We start from the raw sequence: 23,122 nt of genomic DNA, 5'->3' as shown, positions 1-23,122 counted from the left end.
ACGCCCGTGACCTTCCTGGCATTCAGGCGTTGTGAGGCGCTATAACGGGCGCGAGCCCGTGGGGAAGGGCCGCGTCAGCCCTTGCGGAAAGCCCGCGTCAGCCCTTGAAAGAGGGGCCGCGTCAGCCCTTGGGGAACGGCCAGGCGTTGGGGCGGCACGTCACGCCGTCCGTCGCCAGGAACTTGGTCTGCTGCATCATCACCGGGGCGAGCGCGCCCTGCTTGGTGCACGTCTCGTGGTTGTGCCCGAGCCGGTGCCCGACCTCGTGGTTGATGAGCATCTGGCGGTACGAGTGCATCTTGTCGTCGCCGAACGTGCTGGCGCCCTGCGCCCACCGATAGGCGTTGATCATGACGCGTTCGGTGGAGGCCGAGTCGCACGAGACGTTGTCCTCGGTCGTGTCCAGCCCGGACTTCTGACACCACACCGCGGTGGTGCCGGGGCTCGCCAGGGTGATCACGAAGTCGGGACGCCCGGACGAGACCCGTTCGAAGGTGCGGGTGCCGCCGTGGCCCCAGCTGCGGTCGTCGTTGAGCGTCTTGTGCACCGCCTCGGCGAACAGCGCGCCGTCGAGCGGCAGCCCCTTCTCGACGTCCACCCGGTAGCGCAGGACCTCGCCCTTGCCGGGCGCCTTGTCCTGCCCGGGGACGGTCGTGAAGGCGCCCGAGCCCTTGAGCTTCGGATCGAGCGGAAACAGGGCGGCCATCTTCTGGCCGTACGTGGCGAGTTCGGGGGTCGCGGACGGGGTGGCCCGTCCGTCCGTACGGGACGCCCCGGCACCCCCGTCGCCGCGCTCGGGGCCGCCCTTGGACTGCGCCTTGTCGTCGCTCTGCGGGCCGTTCGCCACCTGCCCGGCCACCACGACGGCCAGCACGGTGGTCACGGCCGCCGCGGCGATACCGGTGAACGTGCGCCCCTTGCCGCCCTTGGCGGCCCCTCGTACGCCCTTGCCCGGGGCGTCGGCCTCATCGGTCCCGTCGGCCGCCGCGGTGCCGGGACCGCCGGGGCCGCCGGGGCCCTCACCGGCGGTCCTACGGCCGTCATCGGCGCCCGCGCCGGGGCGGGCACCGCGCGGCGGCGGCACCGATCCGGGCGCACCGGCGGCGAAGACGTCCTCGCCCTCGGCGTCCAGGGCCTCGGGGGTGTCGAACGACTCCAGGTACTCCTTGCGCGGCCCGGGCATCAGCCCGCCCGCGCCACCGCCCGGCGCACCACCGGCCATGGGCCCGGCAGCGGGCCCGCCGGGGCGCTGCGGCGCGTTCATGGTGGCGGTGCCGAAGGCGCTCCAGCCGCCGGTCTGTTCCCGGCGCCCGGGATGCCCCGGGTGTCCGGTGTGCCCCGGGTGTCCGGGCGGCCCGGGGTGTCCGCCCCGGGAGCGCGCCGGGGACGCGACCGGTCCGTAGGCCGTCCGCGGGGTGCCCTGCGGCGGCGTGCCGCCCGGGTCCTGGGCGCCGGGCACGGCGGAGCGCCGCCGACGCCCCGCACCGGGGCCGGAATCCGCCTCGGCGGACCCGGAGTCCGGGTCCTCCTGGCCGCCCCGTGCGCTGTGCTTACCCACGCGCCGCACCGCTCCCGTCTGCTCCGGGCACCGGTACGCCCCGTACCTTCCGGCTGTCCCGTCTGTCGTGTGTCTCTCGTGCTTCCCGTCCGTCCGGCCCGTCCGGTCCGCCTACGGGTCGTCCCTCGACATCCTCGATCAGTTCGCGCATGCTCCGCGCCACTGCTCCGGGGTACTCCATCATCGCCACATGTCCGGCGTCCAACAGCGTCAACAGACGCGAGTCGCGGAAGGTTGCGCTCGCCCGCCGGGCCATCCGGAAGGACACCAGCTGGTCGCGCATTCCGTAGACGAGCAGCGTGGGCGCGAGGACCCGCTCGGCCTGCCGCCACAGCGCGTGCTGGCCGCCGAGGGCGTAGGAGTCGATGAGGCCGCGCGCGGAACGGGAGAGCGCGTCCCAGAAGTACGGGAGGGCGAGCCGCCGCTCGTACTCCTCGACCGCCAGCGCGAAGTCCTCCTGGCTGACCTGCCTGGGGTCGCCGTAGGTGAGCGCCAGCAGCTCCCGGGTGCGCCGCTCCGCGTCCCAGCCGCGGGTCGCGCGGCTGAAGAGGCGGGTCACCCCGGGGATCGCGAGCAGCCCGGTGGGCACCGCGGTGCGCTGCGGGCGCCGCTCGGGCAGCGCGGGCGAGACGAGGGTGAGGCTGCGCACGAGGTCCGGCCGCACGGCCGCGACGCGGATGGCGATCGTGCCGCCCATGGAGTTTCCAGCCAGATGCACGGGACCGCGGCCGCCCGCGTCGAGATGGCGGATGACGGCCCGGGCGTGGCCGGTTATGGAGTAGTCGCCGTCGTCGGGCGGCGGGGAGTCGCCGAATCCGGGCAGGTCGGGGGCCTCGATGTCCAGCCGGTCGGCGAGCTGCTCCATCAGCGGCGACCAGTTCTGCGAGCAGCCGCCGAGACCGTGGAGGAACACCGCGGGCGGCAGCCCCGAAACCGCGGGGGGCCGGGTACGCACGTTCAGCGTGAGACCGGGCAGGCTGGTGGTACGGAGCTTTTCACCCGCCCCGACCCGCACGGGCCGCGCGGGGGGCACCGCGGCAACGATGCGGGCTTCCGGCGGCTCGGTCGAAGACATGCCGCAATGTTACGAGACGATCACATGGCTGACCGTGTGTTCACCCTCACAGACCACGTAGCGTCCGAAAGTGACCTCTCCTAGGCTCGTTATTACACAGGGGCGATCGTCTGCCCCTGGGAAGGGGAGTACATGTCCGTCGATCCGCGCGACCCCGACACCTTCGCGAACGCTCTCGAGAACAACGACAGCTCCGCCCCCTACGGCGTGGAGGCCCCCGAGGCGGATGCCGCCGAACAGCACCACGAGCTCGTCCCCCACCGCGACGACCGCCGGACCGCCGACGAAACGCTGGAGGCCGACGAGGCCGACCGCGCGGAGCAGGCCCGGGTCGTCGAGGAGAACGAGGAGGAGTATCGATGACCAGGGCCATTTGTGGGCTTTTCATAGAGTCCGGTCCGTGAAATTCTCCGCACGGACCGCGCGCGGCCCTGTTACCCAAAAGTACGATGGCGGGCGCGGTGGACACCGCGCTCAGAACATTCAATGGGAGGCGGCGTGACAGCCATCGAGCAGACCGAGGCGCGCCCGCGGGGTACGCGCCTGCCGCGCCGAGCCCGACGTAATCAGCTCCTGGGGGCCGCCCAGGAGGTCTTCGTCGCACAGGGCTACCACGCGGCTGCGATGGACGACATCGCCGAGCGCGCGGGAGTCAGCAAGCCGGTGCTCTACCAGCACTTCCCGGGCAAGCTGGAGCTCTATCTCGCCCTGCTCGACCAGCACTGCGACGCCCTGCTGCAGGCGGTGCGCACCGCACTCGCCTCGACGACCGAGAACAAGCAGCGGGTGGCCGCCACCATGGACGCGTACTTCGCGTACGTCGAGGAGGAGGGCGGCGCCTTCCGGCTCGTCTTCGAGTCCGACCTCACCAACGAGCCCGCCGTGCGCGAGCGCGTGGACCGGGTCTCGCTGCAGTGCGCCGAGGCGATCAGCGAGGTCATCGCCGAGGACACCGGGCTGTCCAAGGACGAGTCCATGCTGCTGGCCGTCGGCCTCGGCGGCGTCTCGCAGGTCGTCGCCCGCTACTGGCTCTCCAGTGGCAGCACCGTCCCCCGGGACACCGCTGTGCAGTTGCTCACCTCGCTCGCCTGGCGCGGTATCGCGGGCTTCCCGCTGCACGGGGCGGAGAGCGGACACTGAGCGTGTTCGCTGCGGGCTTGTCCCGCGCCGCCCAGCGGGCCTGATTCCCGGGCTAATGTGTGCTGCGTACAGCGCGGACGCCGCGCACCAACTGACCGTCGGAGGGACAAGGCCGTGGAGGTCAAGATCGGCGTGCAGCACGCGCCCCGCGAGATCACCTTGGAGAGCGGGCAGTCTGCCGAGGACGTCGAGCGCGCGGTTGCCGACGCGCTCGCTGGCAAGGCGCAGGTGCTGAGCCTGGCGGATGAACACGGCCGCAAGGTCCTGGTTCCGGCCGACCGTCTCGCCTACGTCGAGATCGGTGAGCCGAGCGCCCGCAAGGTCGGCTTCAGCGCGCTCTGAGCGGTTTCGGCGCACTCTGAGCGATTGACGCGACGGCGGGGGGGGGGGGGGGGGGGGTTTTCCCCCCCCCCCCCCCCCCCTTCTTTCCCCCCCCCCCCCCCCCCCCCCCCCCCCCCCCGCCGTTGTGCGCCGCTACGCCGCAGCCCGCCCCTTCGATCAGGATTGCCCCCGCTTGGGCCCGGGTAGGACCGGCAGGACCGACGCGTGATCACGCTTCGGTCCCGGTCCGCTCACGGGAAGGACGCGCCATGATCTTCTGGGAAGCGCTCGGCTCGGTACTGATCGGTCTCGCCGTCGCATACGGGGCGAGCCGCCGACTGCCCCGCCGGCTGCCCCCCACGCCCCTCGTCCTGTCGACCGGCCCCGGTGCCGCGTTCTTCGGCGCGATGATCGCCCACACGGTGCTGGGCTCGGGCTACTCCGCGGTCGTCCTCATGGTCGCGTTCGGCTTCGCCGCGGCCCTGCTGTCGCTGCTCATCCGGCCCCGGGCCGGTAGGCGCCAGTCGGTCCCGGCCTGACGCCGCGGCGCGCGGGCCGTAGGCGGGAAACCCCACGGCCTGCGCGCGGCGCGTATCGAGCGCTACGCGGCCAGGCCCAGCGCCGACATCCGCTTGGTGTGGGCCTCGGTGATCCGCGAGAACATCCGGCCGACCTCGGCCAGGTCGAAGCCGTCGGCCAGCCCGCCCACCAGCATCGTGGACAGCGCGTCACGGTCCGCGACCACTCGCTGCGCCTGCGACAGCGCCTCGCCCATCAGCCGCCGGGCCCACAGCGCCAGCCGACCGCCGACCCGCGGATCGGCCTCGATCGCGGCGCGCACCTTCTCCACCGCGAAGCTCGCGTGGCCGGTGTCGTCCAGCACCTGGAGCACCAGGTCACGGGTGTCCGAGTCGAGCCGGGCCGCCACCTCTCGGTAGAAGTCACTGGCGATCGAGTCGCCCACGTACGCCTTGACCAGGCCCTCCAGCCAGTCGGACGGCGCGGTCTGGCGGTGGAACCCGTCCAGCGCCGCGGCGAACGGCTCCATCGCGGCCGTCGGCTCCTCGCCGACCGCCGCCAGTCGGCCCCGGAGCCGCTCGAAGTGGTGGAACTCGGCCGACGCCATCTTCGCCAGCTCCGCCTTGTCCTCCAGCGTGGGCGCCAGCTTGGCGTCTTCCGCGAGCCGCTCGAAGGCGGCCAGCTCGCCATAGGCGAGCGCCCCGAGCAGATCCACCACAGCGGCCCGGTACTGCGGGTCGGCCGCGGCCGTGTCCCAGTCCTGCGCGGCGATCCCGGTCGGGGTCTTCTCGGTCTCAGGCGTATCAGACGTCTCCATGGAGCGCACAATAGTCCGCCGTACGTGTCGAGGAAGGCCCTGGTCAGCCAAGTCCCCCCACGCCCCGGTTCGGGTTGGCCGGTCACAGATGCGCACTTCCGGGGTACAGTGGTATTTGCACCCGTCGAGTATCGGCGGGTCGTTCCACGAATGCGGATGCCCGGTCGGTGGCCCGATCGGCTCCTAACACCCGACCGCCCTCCGCGCGGCGCGCATCTTCATGTGCACGGCAGGAGGGACCCGCTCGCGACGTGAACGCTCGAGCGAGGGCAGTGGTCCCGCGCCGAATCGGCCACCAAGGCCGGTGTACCCGGGCGCCGTGCGACCCCCTTCGCCGCCTCTCGTCGCGTCTCACAGAAGAGGCAAGCATCCTGACCACCTTCCGAGAACTCGGGATCCTCCCCGAGACAGCCGAGGCCCTTGAAGCCGTCGGCATCACGTCCCCGTTCCCCATCCAGGAGATGACGCTCCCGGTAGCCCTTTCCGGCTCCGACGTCATCGGCCAGGCCAAGACCGGCACCGGCAAGACGCTGGGCTTCGGCCTCCCGCTGCTGGAGCGCGTCGTCGTCCCCGCCGACATCGAGGCGGGCCGGGCCAAGCCCGACCAGCTGACCGACGCCCCGCAGGCGCTCGTGGTCGTCCCCACCCGCGAGCTGTGCCAGCAGGTCACCAACGACCTGCTCACCGCCGGTAAGGTCCGCGCCGTCCGGGTGCTGTCGATCTACGGCGGCCGCGCGTACGAACCGCAGGTCGAGGCCCTGAAGAAGGGCGTCGACGTGATCGTCGGCACCCCCGGCCGACTGCTCGACCTGGCGGGCCAGAAGAAGCTGCGGCTCTCCTCCGTCAAGGCGCTCGTCCTCGACGAGGCCGACGAAATGCTCGACCTGGGCTTCCTGCCCGACGTCGAGAAGATCATCAACATGCTTCCGGCCAAGCGCCAGACCATGCTGTTCTCGGCGACCATGCCGGGCGCGGTCATCGGTCTCGCCCGCCGCTACATGTCGCAGCCCACGCACATCCGCGCCACCGCGCCGGACGACGAGGGCCAGACCGTCGCCAACACCACCCAGCACGTCTTCCGGGCCCACTCGATGGACAAGCCGGAGGTCGTGTCGCGCGTGCTGCAGGCCGACGGCCGCGGCCTCGCGATGGTCTTCTGCCGTACGAAGCGGACCGCCGCCGACATCGCCGACCAGCTCTCCCGCCGCGGGTTCGCCTCCGGCGCGGTCCACGGCGACCTCGGCCAGGGCGCCCGCGAGCAGGCGCTGCGCGCCTTCCGCAACGGCAAGGTCGACGTTCTCGTCTGCACCGATGTCGCCGCGCGCGGCATCGACGTCGAGGGTGTCACCCATGTGATCAACTACCAGTCCCCCGAGGACGAGAAGACCTATCTGCACCGCATCGGCCGCACCGGCCGCGCGGGCGCCTCGGGTATCGCCATCACGCTCGTCGACTGGGACGACATCCCGCGCTGGCAGCTGATCAACAAGGCGCTGGACCTGCCGTTCAACGACCCGGAGGAGACCTACTCGACCTCCGCCCACCTGTACGAGCTGCTCAGCATCCCGAAGGGCACCACCGGTGTCCTGCCGCGCGCCGAGCGCACCCGGGCCGGGCTGGGCGCCGAGGAGGTCGAAGACCTCGGCGAGACTGGCGGCCGTGGCCGCCGCTCCCCCGCCGCCGCGGAGGAGGAGCGCCCCGCGCGCCGCACCCGCACCCCGCGGGTCCGCCGCCGCACCCGCGGTGGCCAGACGGTGGACGGTTCGGCTCCGGTCGAGACCGAGGGCAGCGAGTCCGCGACCGAGCCGCGCCGCCCGCGCCGCCGTCGCCGTACCCGCTCCGGTGCGACGGTCGAGGCGGACGCCGCGGCCGTCACCGCCGTGGACACGGCGGAGGCTCCGGCGGCCGAGGCCCCGGCCGCTGAGGCCCCGGCGGAGGAGACCGCCGCCAAGCCCCGCCGCCGCCGTACCCGCGCCAAGGCCGACGCCGCCGAGACGGCCGTCGCCACGGCCGAGGGCACCCCCGAGGCGACAGAGGCGGCCGAGGAGGCCCCGGCCAAGCCGCGCCGCCGCACCCGCGCCAAGGCCGCCACGGCCGAGACCGCGGTCGCCACGGCCGAGGGCACCCCCGAGGCCGCGGAGGCGGCCGAGGAGGCTCCGGCCAAGCCCCGCCGCCGCACCCGCGCCAAGGCGGAGACGGCCGACGCCGGGACCGAGGTGGCGGAAGCCGCCACGGCCACCCCGCGCCGCCGCACCCGCGCCAAGGCCGCCACCGCGGAGACGGCGACCACGGAGACGGCTGCCAAGGAGACGGCCGCCGCGGAGGCCGAGGCCCCCGCCAAGCCGCGCCGTCGCACCCGTACGGCGGCCAAGGCCGCGGAGCCGGCCGCGCAGTCCGACGAGGCCGAGGCGAAGCCCGTGCGCCGCCGCACCCGCACCCGCGCGGCGGCGGACACCACGCCCGAGTCCTGACGGCACCCGGCGCACTCGACGGGGCCTGATCCGCAACCATGCGGATCAGGCCCCGCGCGCGTACGTCCTGGCGCGAACCACCGCGTTCACACGCCGTTCTCCGCGGCCTGTATAGCCTCGTCCCCATGAGCAGGCCGCCTTTTCTCACCCTTCCCGTGGGCGCCCGCGCCCATCGGTTGACGACCGCGCGCGGTGAGTTCGCCGTGCATGACGCGCGGCCCGCGCGTTCGCCGCAGGGGACCGTGTTGCTGGTGCCGGGGTTCACCGGCAGCAAAGAGGACTTCATCGCGCTCCTGGAGCCGCTGGCCACCGCCGGTTTCCGGGCGGTCGCGATCGACGGGCGCGGCCAGCACGAGAGCCACGGACCGCGCGACGAGACCGCCTACGCCCAGGACGAGCTGGCGCGGGATCTCCTCGCGCAGGCCACGGCGCTGGCGGACGGCGCGGGGCCGGTCCATGTCCTGGGGCATTCGCTGGGCGGGCTGATCGCGCGGGCCGCCGTGCTCCGCGACCCCGCCGCCTTCGCCTCGCTCACGATCATGAGTTCCGGGCCCGCCGCCATCGCGCCCCCGCAGCAGGCCCGCACCAAACTGCTGATCGACGCGCTGGGCGTGATGGACATGGAGTCGGTGTGGCAGGCGATGCGCGAACTCGATCCGCCCGAGGCGGCCGATGAGGTGACCCCGCCCGGCGTACGGGACTTTCTGCGCTCGCGCTGGATGGGCACCGTTCCGGAGCAGCTGATGGCCACCGGGCGGCAGCTCAACGGCGAGCCGGACCGGGTCGGGGAGCTGGCCGCGACGGCGCTCCCCAAGCATGTGCTGTCGGGTGCGGTGGACTACGCCTGGCCGGTGCCGCTGATGGACGCGATGGCGGAGCGGCTGTCCGCCCGCCGGACCGTGATCGACGGCGCGGAGCACTCCCCCAACGCCGAACGGCCGCATCCCACGGCGGACGCGCTGATCGGGTTCTGGCAGGAGACCGGTTAGTACTGCGCCTGCAGGTGCTCCCAGAAGCCGTCCCGCAGCGCCCGCCGCAGGTCGGCGTGGGCGCGCAGCGACAGCCGCAGCATCCCTTCCGCGTCGATCAGCAGCTCCTGGTCGACCGAGCCGGGCAGATAGGGGTGGCCGGGCAGCAGGTCGGCGAGGCTTTCGCGGCCGCGTGCGGAGAGCCACTGGGCGGCGATCTGCGCGCCGATGAAGCGCACCTCGTCGCGGGAGGGCGCGGGCCCGCACAGCGGCATGTCGCCGTTCGGCTCGTAGCCGGTCGCCCGCCGGGTGACGTACGGCTTGCAGAAGTCGAGGTCGAAGGTGCGCTGGCTGTCGACCTCCCACAGCAGCGGCTCGGCCTGATTGCGCCCGTCGAGGGCCTCGATGCCCCACAGATGGACGCGCGCTCCGTACCCCTGCGCGGCCTCGACGGCGGAGACCAGGTCCTCGTCGCCGCCGATCAGCACGGCGTCACCGATGGCCCGGTGCCGGGCGAGGGATTCGAGGTCGGACCGGATGAGCGAGTCGACGCCCTTCTGCTGGTTGTTGGCGTTGAGGTTGCCCAGCCGGACCTTGACGTCGGGCAGCTCGGCGATGCTCTGCTGCTCCGGGGTGTGGATGCGGCGCCGGGCCCCGTCGAACCAGTAGACCCGCAGCAGCCGGCTGTCCGGGAAGATCATCCGCGCCTTGTCGATGAACGCCTCGATGATCCCCTCGGCGTCCAGCTCGAAGGCCCGGCGGTCCTCAGTACCGGCGACGAGCCGCCCGGCGGCCGCGTAGACATATCCGGCGTCCACGAAGATCGCGTGAGTGGAGGGCGTGGTCGCGACCTCGGCGAGCACACGGTGCAGCAGCTCGTTGGTGCGCTCGATGCCGTCGACGATCGAGGCGAGGTCTGGTTGGCCCGCAGGCATCACGTCACTCATACGCGGTTCATTCTCCGGGCCCCCGCCTGAGGGGCACAACCGGACTCCGGCTGATCGGCGCCCGACCAGGGAATACTTAGACTGGCGAAAAATTTCATTAGCGTAGGGAATCTTTTCAAGGCATGCTTCGTTGAACAGGTTGTGGAACGCGCGGCAGCGACGCCGCGCGTCTCCCGTACAGACCAGTTCTCCAGCAGGAGGATCAGACGAAGGGAGAAGCCTTGCAGCGCTTCGAGATCATGCGCCTTGACGATGTCGACGGGAACGCCGTGGACAGCACCGTCGTGGACGCCGCCTCCGTCAACCGGATCGTGCAGCAGGCCGCCGCGATCGGCCAGCGCATCTACATCCGTCCAGCCGAAACCGCCGCCCGGTAGTAGCACCGACGCAGTAGCAGCAGCAGACACAGACGTAGACACAGACGCCGACGAGTCACCGCAGAGAGTGACGCGTCACCGCAGCCGCCCTCGTACGCCGTCGTACGGGGGCGCTTCGCGTGGGGCCAGCGCCGCCCGGCGCACGATCTCCGCGTAGACCTCGGGGTCGGTGGTGTACTCGCCGAGCCGACAGGTCTTACGGCTGCCGTGGTAGTCACTGGAGCCCGTGGTGAGCAGCCCGTGCTCGGCGGCGAGGGCGCGCAGCCGGGTCCTCGTCGGCTCGTCGTGGTCCATGTGGTCGACCTCGACGCCGTCGAGACCGGCCTCGGCCAGCTCCCCGATCGCGCTCTCCGGTACGCACTCACCGCGCTTGACGGCCAGCGGATGCGCGAAGACGGCGACCCCGCCCGCGCCCTTGATCAGCCGGACCGCCTCGAAGGGGTCCAGCTCGTGCTTCTCCACGTACGCCCGGCCGCCGTTCGACAGCCACTCCGAGTCGAAGGCGTCCGAGACGGTCTCGACGACGCCCGCCTCGACCATCGCGGTCGCGATGTGCGGCCGTCCGACGGCCCCGTCCCCGGCGATCTCCGCGACCCGCTCCCAGGTGACGGGCACGCCCAGCTCGCGCAGCTTCGCCACCATCCCCTGGGCCCGGGGCACCCGGTCGTCGCGCACCAGCTCGCGCTCGCGCGCCAGCTCGGGCTCGGCCGGATCGAAGAGATACGCCAGCATGTGCAGGCTCACCCCGCCCAGACGGCAGGACAGCTCGGCGCCGGTGACCAGCGTCAGCCCGTCCGGCAGCGCCCCGGCCGCCTCCTCGTAGCCGCCGACGGTGTCGTGATCGGTGAGCGCGACGACGTCCAGCCCGGCCGCGGCGGCATTGCGCACCAGCTCGGCGGGGGTGTCCGTACCGTCCGACGCGGTGGAGTGGGTGTGCAGGTCGATGCGCACGAACGCGGGCTCCCAGCGGTAACAGGGTGAACGGGCGGCCTCGTTCAGCGTAGCCGCAGTCCAGGGGCATGCCCGCGTCAGGGGTGACCCGGCCGGTCCGTACCGCCACCCGGGGTCAGGACCGTACGGCCGGCGTCAGGACAGCAGCCGCGGCGACAGCGCGCCGCACGGCACCAGGTCCACTTCGGCGCCCGCGTCCCGCAGATCGGTGAGCACCATCTCGTCGTACATCAGCAGCCCGGTCTGTTCCGGCCAGACCACCGCCCACAGCCACAGCCCGCACGCCTCGCCCGCGAACACCGCACGGTCGTCCGGGGTGCCCTCGACATGCCACAGCGGGGTGGGCCGCCCGGCGGCCAGCACCTTGACGTGCGGCGGCTTGTCCACCCGCATCCCGGGACCGGGATCGGGGCCGGGAATGCCCGCGTACCGCGCGCCGAGCCCCACGCCCAGTTCCTCCGCGATCAGCAGCAGCTCCCCCGGGCCGCCCAGCGGGCCGGGGCCCGAGCAGGCCACGACGGTCGCGCGGCCGCCACTGCGGTCGTCACCGGCGCACGCGACCCCGGTGAACAGCCACCCGACGGGCAGCGGCCACGGCATCCATACGGGCACCCGGGCACGGTTGGTGACCACCACGAGTGCTTCCACGCTCGGCGGGACGACCGGCTGGACGGGGTGCACCGTGCCGTGCACACCGCACTGCCAGAAGTCGGCGAAAAGACCGGGCGCACGCACCCGGCCACCGCACTTCGGGCAACTGGGTTCGCCCCTCATAGGGCCCCACGGTCCTCCCCGCCCGTCCCCACGTCAAGGACGATCACCCGTGTGGAGGGGACGGGCTTCAGACGAGCGGCACCCCGGATCTGGCCGGGTCGCGCAGGTCCGTGCCGTGCCGCAGCCAGCGATCCTGGAGCGCGCCGGCGCCGTGGACCCGCTTCCACGCCGCCTCGTTCCCGGTCATCGGCAGCAGCGGCAGGAAGCGCACCGGCTCCATCGGCTCGATCAGCTCCAAGTCCTCGACCAGACCGCCCGGTTCGCCGACCAGTACGGAGGTGAAGGGCGCCCCGGGCCACAGCGGTCCGCCCAGTTCCAGCGACGCGCCCGGGGTCACCACCAGGCCCTCGACCTGCGGCGTGGCGGCCAGCACGGCGAGCGGGCGCAGCACCTCGTCCAGCACGGCGGCCTCGGGGCCGGGGCCGCCCGGGCGCACGGTGAGGACCAGCTCGGCGCGCGGGCCGCGGAGGTGGTCGGCGACGGCGGCCATGGGGTCGGTCATCGGATGGTCCGACATGCCGAGGGTGGCGTACCGGACGATGTTCCCGCCGGCGCGGAAACGCAGCACCTCGATGCGGTCCGTACCGACGAACGTGACGGCGGCGCGGGCGTCCGGCTCGCCCAGCGCAGTGATCAACCGGGCCTCGACCAGCTGCAGAACGTCTGACATGCGGTGAGCATAGATCGCGTATCGAACGGGCAAAGCGGCGGCTTAACGGTTCTGCCGACTGATAGCCTTGCTGCCTGCCCAGGGAAATACGTCGTCCCCCAAGGGGGACCGGCCGGAGGAGGTGGGGCTGCGGTGGATCCTAGTCGACCGTGCAGTACCGACAGTTCTCCCGTCGTTTCCCCTTGGTATGCGACTTCATGATCTGAAACCTTCCGTACCCCGCCGCCTCGCGGTGAAACACGTGAAGTCTTCTCGCATCAAGGGCATGTGACGGCAGAGCGCCTTCGTATCGCATCTGTTCTGTTCTCCGCGATTTCCGTCAGCGCCATCGCACGGAGCGCCGCCCGCTTTGCGGACGTACGTACGCCTCATCCGAGTGCCGTACGTCCACGTTCCGGGCGCAGCGCTGCGCCGCGCGCCCACCGCTGACGGCCGGCCCGTGAAGGAGCCCGTCATGTCGATGATCCGTGACCTGCGCGCAGCCGTCCGCCCCGCCCTGCGCCGGACGCACAACACCAGCAACTACGACGCCACCCGCGACCCGTCCGTCACCAGCGCGGTGGTCGACTGCGCCGTCTACCGCGACGGGAAGCGGGTCAGCGACCACGTCAGCCCGGCGCGTGCGATGGAGCGGGTGCGCGCCGAGGGCGGGTTCGCCTGGATCGGCCTGCACGAGCCGACCGAGCGCGAGTTCGCGGGCATCGCACAGGAGTTCGGGCTGCACCCGCTGGCCGTCGAGGACGCGGTGCAGGCGCACCAGCGGCCGAAGCTGGAGCGGTACGACGACAGCCTCTTCACCGTCTTCAAGACCATCCACTACGTGGACCACGCCGAACTCACCGCGACCAGCGAGGTCGTGGAGACCGGCGAGGTGATGTGCTTCACCGGCCACAACTTCATCGTGACCGTGCGGCACGGCGGCCAGGGCTCGCTGCGCGCCCTGCGCCACCGTCTCCAGGAGGACCCGGAGCTGCTGGCCAAGGGCCCCTCGGCGGTGCTGCACGCCATCGCCGACCAGGTCGTGGACGGCTATGTCGCGGTCGCCGACGCCGTCCAGGACGACATCGACGAGGTCGAGATCGAGGTCTTCTCGCAGGCCACCTCCCGGCGCGGCGGCGACGCGGGCCGGATCTACCAGCTCAAGCGCGAGGTGCTGGAGTTCAAGCGGGCCGTCTCGCCGCTGCTGCGGCCGATGCAGCTGCTGAGCGAGCGTCCGATGCGGCTGGTGGACCCGGACATCCAGAAGTACTTCCGGGACGTCGCGGACCATCTGGCCCGGGTCAACGAGCAGGTCCTGGGCTTCGACGACCTGCTGAACTCGATCCTCCAGGCGAACCTGGCGCAGGCGACGGTCGCCCAGAACGAGGACATGCGAAAGATCACCTCCTGGGCGGCGATCTGCGCCGTCCCGACGATGATCGCCGGGATCTACGGCATGAACTTCACCTACATGCCCGAGCTGCACTGGAAGTTCGGCTACCCGATGGTGATGGCCGTCACGGTGGGGATCTGCGTCACGATCCACCGCGGGTTCAAGCGGAACGGCTGGCTCTAGAGACTCGCGCTCACCTTCTTACGGTCCCCCAGGACGACGAGCGCGAGCCCGCCGAGGATCACCGCGAGCGCCGGGTAGGCGGCCACCGGCGGCTGCTGGCCCAGCCACACCGCCGCGATCAGGGCCGCGCCCGGCGTCTCCAGCAGGATCGCGGTCGAGGTCACGGACGGGCCCAGGCCCTTGACCACCCGGTTGATCAGCGTGTGCCCGAGCAGCTGCGCCGTGAGCATCAGCAGCACCAGCCGCAGCCAGGTGTCCCCGCTGTAGCCGTGCAGCCGCGCGCCCGCGACCAGGCAGGTCAGCAGCAGGAACACGCTGGCCGTGGAGTAGCAGACGCAGGTGTACGCGGTCGTGCTCGCCGCCCGGCGCACCTCCGCCCCCAGCAGCACGTATCCGGCCGCGGCCACTCCGCCCACCAGGGCGAGCGCGTCGCCCGCGAGCGCCTGCGGGCAGGCGGACAGGTCGACTCCGGTGAGGATCACCACACCGAGGAACGCCAGCACCGTGCCGAGGGTCGCCATCGGCGGCGGGCGGTGGCCGCGCAGCCGCAGCAGCAGCGCGGTCCAGATCGGGGTCGTGGTCACCAGCGCGGTGGAGGAGGCCACGGACGTCATGTGCAGGCTCGGCAGCCAGGTCCCGAAGTGCACCGCGAGCAGCGCCCCCGAGGCCGCGGAGAGCGCCACCGCCCGGCGCCCCATCCCGCGCAGCTCGCTCCGGTGGCGCCACAGGGCGAGCGGGGTGAGCACGCCGACCGCCATCGCGTTGCGCCAGAACGCGACGGCGAGGGCGGGGGCCGCGGTCGCGGCGGCCAGCGGCGCGGAGAGCGACACCCCGGCGACGGCGACGGCGAGCAGGGCGGCGTCCAGGGTCGGGCGGGGTGCGGTGGTGACGGCGGTGGGTGTGCGGGCGGAGCGGGTCGTGGGCACGGGCTCAGCGTAAGGTGCGTATGCCTTGCATGGAACTGTCATTTCGGTGGGTGGGATACGCGGAGGGCACCGGTCCCGCTGTCCTAGGCTGTTCGCATGACGCAGACGCCGACGCCGCTGGACGCCATGGACCCGATCGACCGCGCTCTGGTCGAGGAGGCGTCCAAGAAGTCCGCCCTGATCTGGGTTCAGGGCTCCGAGGGCGCCGCCCGCGCGCTGTGGCACATCTGGCACGAGGGCGCCGTCTGCCTCGTCGGGGACGGCCCCGACGAGCAGCCGCTGAAGGGGCTCGGGCTCGTGGACGGCGGCGCCGCGACGGTGACCGTGCGCAGCAAGGACAAGGGCGGGCGGCTGATCGGCTGGCCCGCGCGGGTGGTCGAACTCGCCCCGGGCGGCGAGGCGTGGACGGCGGTCGTCGGCGAGCTGAAGGGCAAGCGGCTGAACGCGGTGGACGCGGACGGGATCGCGGACCGGTGGGCGCGGGAGTGCCGGGTGCTGCGGCTGGAGCCGGTCCTCGACGGGGCGCTCGTGGCGGCGGGGACGGGGTCGCTCGCGGCGGCGCCGCTGCCGACTCCTGCCGTGACGCGGCGGGAGATGCCGGCGGGTCTGCCGAAGTTGTTGGCGCGGGGGAAGCGGGGCCGTAAGGCGGGCTGATTTTCCCCACCCCGCCCCTTCCCGAACCGGGGCTGCGCCCCGGGCCCCCTTGCGGGGGCTCCGCCCCCGCACCCCCGCCGGGGCTCCGCCCCTGGACCCCGCTCCTCAAACGCCGGAGGGGCTGGGTGGTACGCCCCGGAGGGGCAGGGGGCACGGCCGGGAGGGCTGGGGGTGGGCTACCGCTGCGGGGCTACGTCCCCGTCGGGATCTGCTGGCCGTAGTCGACCACATGGTCCTCGTCCGGTGCGGACAGGTCGAAGTCCTTGTTCCAGTCCGCGAGGCGGATCACCCCCGCGCCCCCGGCCCGCTCCAGTCGCAGGGGGTACGGGCGGCCCTGGAGGGAGACGTCCAGGGAGCCGCCCTCGCCCTGGCCGCCGCGGATGCGGATCGTGCGGATGCCGCCGACCTCGCCCCGGTCGCCGGCGGTGATCGTGCCGTGGAGGCCGAGCAGGCCGTCCAGCATGACGCTCTTGTCCGTGAAGCCGCTGAGCCGTTTGTAGGAGGGGTCTCCGGACGGCACCTTCACGTACTTGTCGTCGAGCTTGTCCGCGGCGGCCGCGTCGCCGCTGTGGCCGCCGCCGCTGCCCTGGTGGCCCCAGAAGCCCGAGCCCGCCTTGAGGTACAGCTCCTCGCCCACCCGCAGCAGTTCGAACCTGCTGCCCTTCGTGGAGACGACGCCGGTGCCGCCGTCGCCCTTGAGCTTCATGTCGACCTTGTAGGTGCGGCCCTTGGATACGAGGCTGCCGGACAGATGGACCGCGTCCGCGCCCCCGGCCGCCGTCCGCGCCTTGCTCTGGATCTTGGTGGCGGGGAGCTTGCCCACGCCGTTGGTTCCCGCGTCGGGGTCCTTCTCCTCTTCGCCGCCGCACGCGGTGAGCGTCGCGGCCAATCCCGCGCACATCACCGCGACGAGAACCGTGTTCCGGATGCGCACGTCCGCTCTGCCTCCTGATGCCGGTCCGGTGCAGTACGGCAGCGTACCGGTGCCGTACGGAAGTGTGCGCAGGGCGGCGGGGGCCGCTTGTCCGGCGGCGGGGCAGAACGGGACAGGCTAGCCTGAACCCGGTGAATACGCACCAATGCGTGGCGAGAAGGAGGCGCATGGCATGCCCGCAGGCGCCTCACGGATCTACGTCTCGCATCTGGCCGGCGTCGCCGTCTTCGACCCGAACGGCGACCAGGTCGGGCGGGTCCGCGACCTGGTGGCGATGCTGCGGCTGGCCGGTCGGCCGCCGCGGGTCCTCGGGCTGGTCGTCGAAGTGGTCACCCGGCGCCGCATCTTCCTGCCCATGACGCGGGTGACCGGCATGGAGTCGGGCCAGGTCATCACCACCGGCGTGGTCAACATGCGGCGCTTCGAGCAGCGCCCCACCGAGACGCTGGTCCTCGGCGAACTGCTGGACCGCACCGTGCGGGTGGTGGAGACCGGCGAGCAGGTCACGGTCCTCGACGTGGCGATGGCCCAGCTGCCCGCACGCCGCGAATGGGAGATCGACCGGGTCTTCGTACGCCGCGGCAAGAGCGGTGCGCTGCGCCGCCGCGGCGAGACGCTGACCGTGGACTGGTCGGCCGTCACCGGATTCTCGCTGGAGGAGCGCGGACAGGGCGCGGAGAACCTGCTCGCCACCTTCGATCAGCTGCGCCCCGCCGACCTCGCCAACGTCCTGCACCACCTCTCCGCCAAGCGCCGCGGCGAGGTCGCGGCGGCGCTGGACGACGAACGGCTCGCGGACGTCCTGGAGGAGCTGCCCGACGACGACCAGGTGGAGATCCTCGGCAAGCTCAAGGAGGAGCGCGCGGCCGACGTCCTGGAGGCGATGGACCCGGACGACGCGGCCGACCTGCTGTCCGAGCTGCCCGAACGGGACAAGGAACGGCTGCTGACCCTGATGCGGCCCCGGGACGCGGCCGACATGCGGCGGCTGATGTCGTACGAGGAGGGCTCGGCGGGCGGGCTGATGACGACCGAGCCGATCGTGCTGCGGCCGGACGCCACGGTCGCGGACGCGCTCGCGCGGGTGCGCAACCAGGACCTCACCCCGGCGCTCGCCGCCCAGGTCTATGTGTGCCGACCGCCCGACGAGACGCCCACCGGGCGCTATCTGGGCACCATCCACTTCCAACGGCTGCTGCGCGACCCGCCGTTCACCCTCGTCGGCTCGGTCGTGGACACCGATCTGCGGCCGCTGCCGCCGGACACCCCGCTCTCCGTGGTCGCCGCCCATCTGGCGACGTACAACCTGGTGGCGGCGCCGGTCATGGACGAGGGCGGGTCGCTGCTGGGCGTGGTGACGGTGGACGACGTCCTGGACCATCTGCTGCCGCCCGGCTGGCGGGAGCGCGAGCCGCACGGCGCGGCGCCGGTTCCGGAGGTGGGCGATGGACGGTGACGGGGGCCGTCTCGACCGGCCCAAGGAGCCCCGCCGCAGCCCGCTGCCGCGCTGGGACCCGGAGGCGTTCGGCAGGGCGTCGGAGCTGATCGCCCGCTTCCTGGGCACCGGCCGCTTCATCGCCTGGATGACGGTCTTCGTCGTCGCCTGGCTGCTGTGGAACACCCTGGCCCCGCGGCCGCTGCGGTTCGACCCGTTCCCGTTCATCTTCCTGACGCTGATGCTCTCGCTGCAGGCGTCGTACTCGGCGCCGCTGATCCTGCTCGCCCAGTACCGGCAGGCCGACCGCGACCGCGTCAACCTCGAACAGGACCGGGCGCAGAACGAGCGGTCCATCGCCGACACCGAGTTCCTGACCCGGGAGATCGCGTCGCTGCGCACCGGGCTCGGCGAGGTCGCGACCAGGGACTGGATCCGCTCCGAGTTCGAGGGACTGGTCCGGGAGCTGGACGAACGGCGGCCCGCGCCGTCGCGTGAGGAACGCGACCGCTGACGGGCTTTCCGGCGCGCACCCGCGGCGCCGTACCATCTGCTTATGGCTACCGACACTGTCCCGGCACCGAGCGAAGAAGCGGTGCGCGCCGCGCTCGCCACGGTCAACGACCCGGAGATCCACAAGCCGATCACCGACCTCGGCATGGTCAAATCCGTCGAGATCGCGTCGGACGGCACGGTCGCGGTGGTGGTGTACCTCACGGTCTCCGGCTGTCCGATGCGGGAGACGATCACGAACCGGGTGCGGGACGCGGTCGGCCAGGTCGGCGGGGTGACCGAGGTCACGGTCGAGCTGGACGTGATGAGCGACGAGCAGCGGCGCGAGCTGGCGGCCTCGCTGCGCGGCGGCCAGGCCGAGCGCGAGGTGCCCTTCGCCCAGCCCGGCTCGCTGACCCGGGTGTACGCGGTGGCCTCCGGCAAGGGCGGCGTCGGCAAGTCGTCGGTGACGGTCAACCTGGCCGCCGCGATGGCCGACGACGGCCTCAAGGTCGGTGTCGTGGACGCCGACATCTACGGCCACTCGGTGCCGCGCATGCTCGGCGCCGACGGAAAGCCGACCCAGGTCGAGGACATGATCATGCCGCCGTCGGCGAACGGCGTGAAGGTGATCTCGATCGGGATGTTCACCCCGGGCAACGCCCCGGTGGTGTGGCGCGGACCGATGCTGCACCGCGCCCTCCAGCAGTTCCTGGCCGACGTCTACTGGGGCGACCTCGACGTCCTGCTGCTGGACCTGCCGCCGGGCACCGGCGACATCGCGATCTCCGTCGCCCAGCTCGTGCCGGGCGCCGAGATCCTGGTGGTGACGACGCCGCAGCAGGCCGCCGCCGAGGTGGCCGAGCGGGCGGGCTCGATCGCCGTCCAGACCCATCAGAAGATCGTCGGCGTGGTGGAGAACATGTCCGGGCTGCCCTGCCCGCACTGCGACGAGATGGTCGACGTCTTCGGCACCGGCGGCGGGCAGACGGTCGCCGAGGGGCTGTCCCGGACCACGGGTACGACGGTGCCGGTGCTGGGCTCCATCCCGATCGACGTACGGCTGCGCGAGGGCGGCGACGACGGCCGGCCGGTCGTGCTGTCCGACCCCGACTCCCCCGCGGGCAGCGCGCTGCGGTCGATCGCGGGCAAGATCGGCGGACGGCAGCGGGGCCTCGCGGGCATGTCGCTGGGCGTCACGCCGCGCAACAAGTTCTGAGCGGTCTTACGCGTGCGCGGGGGCGGCCTCCTCAAGTCCAGGAGGCCGCCCCCGCGCGCGTCCGCGCGGCTACGCGTCGTACCCGGCGATGTCCTTGATCACCGAGAAGCCCAGGCCGTAGGCGCTCATCCCGCGCCCGTACGCCCCGATGTGCACGCTCTCGCCCGCCGACCCGGCCAGCACCCAGCCGTACTCCGACTCGCGGTAGTGGAAGTCGGTCGGCACGCCGTCCACCGGCAGCGACAGCGGGGACCACTCCTCGCCGTCCAGGGCGTCCGCCAGCTCCCAGGCGATCGCGGCCTGCTGGTCCAGCCAGTCCTGGCGCAGGCCCCGCTCCATGCGGGTCGGCCAGGTGCATGACAGCAGGCCCGAACCGGCCAGCCAGGCGGCCGAGGAGACCGAGGTGGCCTCCAGCTTGCCGGTGCCGTCCGCGCTGTCCCGTACGGGGCGGCCGCCGACCGTCACCACCGCGGTGAAGCGCTGCTGGTCCATGTCGGTCTCGACGCGCAGCGACGGCACCTCGCCGTGCCCGGTCGAGCCGTACTCCACCCGGCCGTCGGCGGCCGCACCCACCTCCATGAGCCAGCGCGGCCCGGTGAACGCCTCGTCAAGGCCGTACCAGGGGAACGCGGCCATCAGGTAGCCGTCAACGCTCCGCCGAGCCTCGGCGGGCATCCCCTGCGCCGTACCGTCCACCCCATGCACCCCTAGCCGACTCGTCGTGCCCATGTGCGCGGAGCCTCCTCGTTGCCCTTCGTCGTGGGCGGCCCGCCCCCCTTCGGGCGACCTCACCCCGGACAAAGGGAGGATAGCCATACGGGTCAACCGACCTGGGCATACGGGGGGATCAAGTGGCGTCGGAGTCGAAAGGCGGACGGTCCTCGCGAGACGGCTCATCGCGCTTGCGCAGCAGGTCAGGGGTGTCGGAGTCGCCCTTGGACAGGGACAGCGGAGTGGTGCCGGAGCCCCCTGAAGAGCCGTGTGCGACGTCACTCTCCCGGCCGTTAACGGAATCGGCGACCTCGGCCATCTCCTTGCGGAGGTCGAACCCGTTCTGGATCTCCTTGAGACCCAGTTCGTCGTTGTCGAGCACATGCTTGCGCACGAACGTCTTGGGGTTCAGGTCCTCGAACTCGAAGTCCTTGAACTCCGGCCCCAGCTCGGAGCGGATGTCCTCCTTGGCACTGTCGGAGAACTCCCGGATCTTGCGGATGAACTGCGACACGTCCCGGATGACCTTCGGAAGCTTGTCCGGGCCGAAGATGAGCACCGCAAGGACAACGAGCGCGACAAGCTCGAGAGGTCCTATGTCCAACACCTTGCAGCTCCTAGAAGACGTCCGAAACCCCTGAAGTGGGCCACTCAACACCGTACCTGTCGGCAGGGTCGTCGCGGGAGACGCCCGGGCCAACATCGGGCGTCAGCCGCCGCTGCTCGCCGAGCCCAGCGTCAGCTCCACGGTGCGCTCGTCGCCGTCCCGCTTCAGGGTCAGCCGGAGCCGGTCGCCGGGGCGGTGACTGCGGATCTTGACGATCAGCTCCTGGCCGCTGTGCACCCGGACGCCGTCCACCTCGGTAATCACATCACCGGCCTTGATCCCCGCCTTGTCGCCCGGGCCGTCCGGGGTGACCGGCGGGCCGTCGGCGCCCTTGCCGTTCACCCGGGCACCGTCGCCCGTGTACTCCATGTTGAGCGTGACGCCGATCACGGGGTGGGTGGCCTTGCCGGTGTTGATCAGCTCCTCGGCGACCCGCTTGCCCTGGTTGATCGGGATCGCGAAGCCCAGGCCGATGGAGCCGCCCTGGCCGCCCAGCTCGGCGCCGTCGTCGGCGGCCCGGATGGCGCTGTTGATCCCGATGACCCGCGCCTTGCCGTCGACCAGCGGACCGCCGGAGTTGCCCGGGTTGATCGGGGCGTCGGTCTGCAGCGCGTCGACGTAGGAGATGTCGCTGCCGTCCTCCTTCTCGCCGCCCGCGGTGATCGGGCGCTCCTTGGCGCTGATGATCCCGGAGGTCACCGTGCCCGCCAGGTCGAAGGGTGCGCCGATCGCCACCACCGGGTCGCCGACCCGGACGGAGTCGGAGTTGCCCAGCGGCAGCGGGCGCAGCCCGGAGACGCCCTCGACCCGGATGACCGCCAGGTCGTACCCGGCGTCCCGGCCGACCAGCTCGGCGCGGGCGCTCTGGCCGCCGTTGAAGGTCACCGATATGTCGCCGTCGGAGCCGGCGGGCGCCACGACATGGTTGTTGGTGAGGATGTGGCCCCGCTTGTCGAGGACGAACCCGGTGCCGGTGCCCTCCTCGGAACTGCCGCTGACATGGATGGTCACCACGCCCGGCAGCGCGCTGGAGGCGATGCCCGCGACGCTGCCCGGGGACCGGGTGCCCTTCTCCAGCGGGGCCTGCGGAAGCTTCACGTCGATGCCCCCGGAGGCCCGGTCCCGCTCGACGTACGCGCCGATCCCGCCGCCCAGGCAGCCCGCGATCAGCGCGATCAGCAGGACGGCGACGAACGCGCGGCGGCGGGAGACCACCTTGCGCTCGGCGGGCTGCGGGGGCACGGTCCACGGGTCGTAGCTCTGCCACTGGGCCGGGACCGGGGTGCCCTCGACGGCGGGCGGCAGCTCGGGGTGCGCGGCGGGCGGCGGCAGCGGGGTGCCGTGCGCTGGGGTCACCATCCCGGGCTGCGCGATCCCCGGCGGCGGGGTGCTGTGCGCGATCCCCGGCTGCGGACTCCCCGGCTGCGGCGCGGGCTGCGGAATGGGCTGTGGGCTCCCCGGCTGCGGGGCGGGCTGGGGGACGGTGCCGGGCGGCAGGTCCGTGCCGTGCGCCGGGGTCGTGCCCGGGTGCTGTACGGGCGGGGCCGGGGCCCAGGGCCCGGGGCCGCCGTAGGGCGGGGTGCTGTACGGATCGGGCTCGTGCAGCGGCCGCGCGGCGCCGGTCGGCCGCTCGGCCTCCGGCCCGGACGGCACCGCCCGCTCCGCGGCCGTCTCCGGCGCCGTCTCCTCCGATGGCTCCGCGCCGGTCTCCGCCGCGCCGTCCGTCTGCCGGTCGCCGGGCCGTGCGACCGGACGGCTCCACCACTTCGGCTTGGGCCCGGGGGCCTTCCGCTCGTCCATGATCTCCCCAAGTTCCCGCAAGCGATCGCCAACCGCGCCGCCCGGGTCATACGTCACCGCGACTCTTCGGCTCGCCCGCGGCCGCCATCGGGAATGCCCCCGACAGGGCAGGGCTGCCCGAAAGCGATTCAATCAGTCCACCCGGGCCCGCGTGCGCGGAACGAGCGGAACGACCGGACGTGTGAGCGATATTGCGCGGAA

General features: G+C 72.5%; 23 protein-coding genes and 1 pseudogene. 12 read left to right on the top strand and 12 right to left on the bottom strand.

The window, feature by feature from the left end; genetic code table 11:
• Positions 1–121 precede the first annotated feature (121 nt).
• Both ACZ59A_RS11370 and ACZ59A_RS11365 read right to left on the bottom strand, forming a co-directional pair.
• Positions 122–1,567 (bottom strand): DUF3152 domain-containing protein, encoded by a 1,446-nt coding sequence (locus ACZ59A_RS11370; protein WP_470956601.1) that lies wholly within the window; start codon positions 1,565–1,567, stop codon positions 122–124.
• Positions 1,551–2,633: an alpha/beta fold hydrolase gene (locus ACZ59A_RS11365; protein ID WP_470956598.1), complete on the bottom strand. Its 1,083-nt coding sequence runs from the start codon at positions 2,631–2,633 to the stop codon at positions 1,551–1,553. Before ACZ59A_RS11365 ends, ACZ59A_RS11370 begins: the two co-directional genes overlap by 17 nt.
• A 132-nt stretch (positions 2,634–2,765) precedes the next feature.
• On the opposite strand from ACZ59A_RS11365, the gene ACZ59A_RS11360 reads away from it, so the two are divergent.
• The 4 genes from ACZ59A_RS11360 to ACZ59A_RS11345 all read left to right on the top strand — a co-directional run bounded on the left by ACZ59A_RS11360 (position 2,766) and on the right by ACZ59A_RS11345 (position 4,633).
• Positions 2,766–2,996: a hypothetical protein gene (locus tag ACZ59A_RS11360; protein WP_468051555.1), complete on the top strand. Its 231-nt coding sequence runs from the start codon at positions 2,766–2,768 to the stop codon at positions 2,994–2,996.
• 135 nt (positions 2,997–3,131) lie between these two features.
• Complete coding sequence (locus ACZ59A_RS11355) at positions 3,132–3,773, top strand: TetR/AcrR family transcriptional regulator (protein ID WP_468051553.1); 642 nt, start codon at positions 3,132–3,134, stop codon at positions 3,771–3,773.
• A 114-nt stretch (positions 3,774–3,887) separates the two neighbouring features.
• A complete protein-coding gene (locus tag ACZ59A_RS11350; protein ID WP_468051551.1) occupies positions 3,888–4,115 on the top strand; it encodes a DUF3107 domain-containing protein in 228 nt (75 codons plus the stop codon).
• A 248-nt stretch (positions 4,116–4,363) separates the two neighbouring features.
• Positions 4,364–4,633, top strand: a complete 270-nt coding sequence (locus tag ACZ59A_RS11345) for a hypothetical protein (protein ID WP_470956594.1) — start codon at positions 4,364–4,366, stop codon at positions 4,631–4,633.
• Between the two features lie 62 nt (positions 4,634–4,695).
• On the opposite strand, the gene ACZ59A_RS11340 is transcribed toward ACZ59A_RS11345, so the two are convergent.
• Positions 4,696–5,430 (bottom strand): ferritin-like fold-containing protein, encoded by a 735-nt coding sequence (locus ACZ59A_RS11340; RefSeq protein ID WP_468051546.1) that lies wholly within the window; start codon positions 5,428–5,430, stop codon positions 4,696–4,698.
• Between the two features lie 220 nt (positions 5,431–5,650).
• Between ACZ59A_RS11340 and ACZ59A_RS11335 the strand changes: the two are divergent.
• Both ACZ59A_RS11335 and ACZ59A_RS11330 read left to right on the top strand, forming a co-directional pair.
• A pseudogene (locus ACZ59A_RS11335) lies at positions 5,651–7,901 on the top strand (DEAD/DEAH box helicase).
• 125 nt (positions 7,902–8,026) lie between these two features.
• Complete coding sequence (locus ACZ59A_RS11330) at positions 8,027–8,890, top strand: alpha/beta fold hydrolase (protein ID WP_470956591.1); 864 nt, start codon at positions 8,027–8,029, stop codon at positions 8,888–8,890.
• Here ACZ59A_RS11330 and ACZ59A_RS11325 read toward each other — a convergent pair.
• Entirely contained in the window at positions 8,887–9,816 is a 930-nt protein-coding gene (locus tag ACZ59A_RS11325) for an NYN domain-containing protein (protein ID WP_470956588.1), read from the bottom strand. The genes ACZ59A_RS11330 and ACZ59A_RS11325 overlap by 4 nt on opposite strands.
• 221 nt (positions 9,817–10,037) lie before the next feature.
• Here ACZ59A_RS11325 and ACZ59A_RS11320 point away from each other — a divergent pair, with 221 nt between their 5' ends.
• Positions 10,038–10,193, top strand: coding sequence for a hypothetical protein (locus tag ACZ59A_RS11320; protein WP_009715242.1), 156 nt, complete (start codon positions 10,038–10,040; stop codon positions 10,191–10,193).
• 75 nt (positions 10,194–10,268) lie between these two features.
• Here ACZ59A_RS11320 and ACZ59A_RS11315 read toward each other — a convergent pair whose 3' ends face one another.
• The 3 genes from ACZ59A_RS11315 to ACZ59A_RS11305 all read right to left on the bottom strand — a co-directional run bounded on the left by ACZ59A_RS11315 (position 10,269) and on the right by ACZ59A_RS11305 (position 12,588).
• Positions 10,269–11,144, bottom strand: a complete 876-nt coding sequence (locus ACZ59A_RS11315; RefSeq protein ID WP_470956585.1) for a PHP domain-containing protein — start codon at positions 11,142–11,144, stop codon at positions 10,269–10,271.
• 135 nt (positions 11,145–11,279) lie between these two features.
• A complete protein-coding gene (locus ACZ59A_RS11310) occupies positions 11,280–11,918 on the bottom strand; it encodes a DUF6758 family protein (RefSeq protein ID WP_470956582.1) in 639 nt (212 codons plus the stop codon).
• Positions 11,919–11,985: 67 nt separating this feature from the next.
• Complete coding sequence (locus ACZ59A_RS11305) at positions 11,986–12,588, bottom strand: suppressor of fused domain protein (protein WP_470956579.1); 603 nt, start codon at positions 12,586–12,588, stop codon at positions 11,986–11,988.
• A gap of 454 nt (positions 12,589–13,042) precedes the next feature.
• Here ACZ59A_RS11305 and ACZ59A_RS11300 point away from each other — a divergent pair, with 454 nt between their 5' ends.
• Positions 13,043–14,143: a magnesium and cobalt transport protein CorA gene (locus ACZ59A_RS11300; protein ID WP_470956577.1), complete on the top strand. Its 1,101-nt coding sequence runs from the start codon at positions 13,043–13,045 to the stop codon at positions 14,141–14,143.
• Here ACZ59A_RS11300 and ACZ59A_RS11295 read toward each other — a convergent pair.
• Positions 14,140–15,111 carry a DMT family transporter gene (locus ACZ59A_RS11295; RefSeq protein ID WP_470956575.1) on the bottom strand — a complete coding sequence of 324 codons (972 nt, stop codon included), beginning with the start codon at positions 15,109–15,111 and terminating at the stop codon, positions 14,140–14,142. The genes ACZ59A_RS11300 and ACZ59A_RS11295 overlap by 4 nt on opposite strands.
• Positions 15,112–15,165: 54 nt before the next feature.
• Between ACZ59A_RS11295 and ACZ59A_RS11290 the strand changes: the two genes are divergently transcribed.
• Positions 15,166–15,723: a hypothetical protein gene (locus ACZ59A_RS11290; protein WP_470956572.1), complete on the top strand. Its 558-nt coding sequence runs from the start codon at positions 15,166–15,168 to the stop codon at positions 15,721–15,723.
• A gap of 190 nt (positions 15,724–15,913) precedes the next feature.
• Here the strand turns inward: ACZ59A_RS11290 and ACZ59A_RS11285 are convergent, their stop codons facing one another.
• Positions 15,914–16,657 carry a hypothetical protein gene (locus ACZ59A_RS11285; RefSeq protein WP_468051523.1) on the bottom strand — a complete coding sequence of 248 codons (744 nt, stop codon included), beginning with the start codon at positions 16,655–16,657 and terminating at the stop codon, positions 15,914–15,916.
• A gap of 172 nt (positions 16,658–16,829) precedes the next feature.
• Between ACZ59A_RS11285 and ACZ59A_RS11280 the strand changes: the two genes are divergently transcribed.
• Genes ACZ59A_RS11280 through ACZ59A_RS11270 form a run of 3 tightly spaced genes read left to right on the top strand, consistent with a single transcriptional unit; the run spans position 16,830 to position 19,803 of the window.
• Complete coding sequence (locus ACZ59A_RS11280; protein WP_470956569.1) at positions 16,830–18,113, top strand: magnesium transporter MgtE N-terminal domain-containing protein; 1,284 nt, start codon at positions 16,830–16,832, stop codon at positions 18,111–18,113.
• Positions 18,103–18,606 (top strand): DUF1003 domain-containing protein, encoded by a 504-nt coding sequence (locus tag ACZ59A_RS11275; protein ID WP_470956566.1) that lies wholly within the window; start codon positions 18,103–18,105, stop codon positions 18,604–18,606. Before ACZ59A_RS11280 ends, ACZ59A_RS11275 begins: the two co-directional genes overlap by 11 nt.
• A 42-nt stretch (positions 18,607–18,648) precedes the next feature.
• Positions 18,649–19,803: an Mrp/NBP35 family ATP-binding protein gene (locus ACZ59A_RS11270; RefSeq protein WP_470956563.1), complete on the top strand. Its 1,155-nt coding sequence runs from the start codon at positions 18,649–18,651 to the stop codon at positions 19,801–19,803.
• A 69-nt stretch (positions 19,804–19,872) separates the two neighbouring features.
• Here the strand turns inward: ACZ59A_RS11270 and ACZ59A_RS11265 are convergent, their stop codons facing one another.
• From ACZ59A_RS11265 to ACZ59A_RS11255, 3 genes are all read right to left on the bottom strand, one after another.
• On the bottom strand, positions 19,873–20,532 hold the full coding sequence (locus ACZ59A_RS11265) for a hypothetical protein (protein ID WP_470956561.1): 660 nt from the start codon (positions 20,530–20,532) through the stop codon (positions 19,873–19,875).
• Positions 20,533–20,650: 118 nt separating this feature from the next.
• Positions 20,651–21,121 carry a sec-independent translocase gene (locus ACZ59A_RS11260; protein WP_470956558.1) on the bottom strand — a complete coding sequence of 157 codons (471 nt, stop codon included), beginning with the start codon at positions 21,119–21,121 and terminating at the stop codon, positions 20,651–20,653.
• 102 nt (positions 21,122–21,223) lie between these two features.
• Positions 21,224–22,921, bottom strand: coding sequence for a S1C family serine protease (locus ACZ59A_RS11255; protein ID WP_470956555.1), 1,698 nt, complete (start codon positions 22,919–22,921; stop codon positions 21,224–21,226).
• Between the last annotated feature and the right edge of the window lie 201 nt (positions 22,922–23,122).

This window comes from Streptomyces sp. NPDC040405 (genome assembly GCF_055595765.1).
The sequence above is the reverse complement of the archived record's forward strand: the minus strand, read 5'-3'. Positions and strand labels throughout refer to the sequence as shown.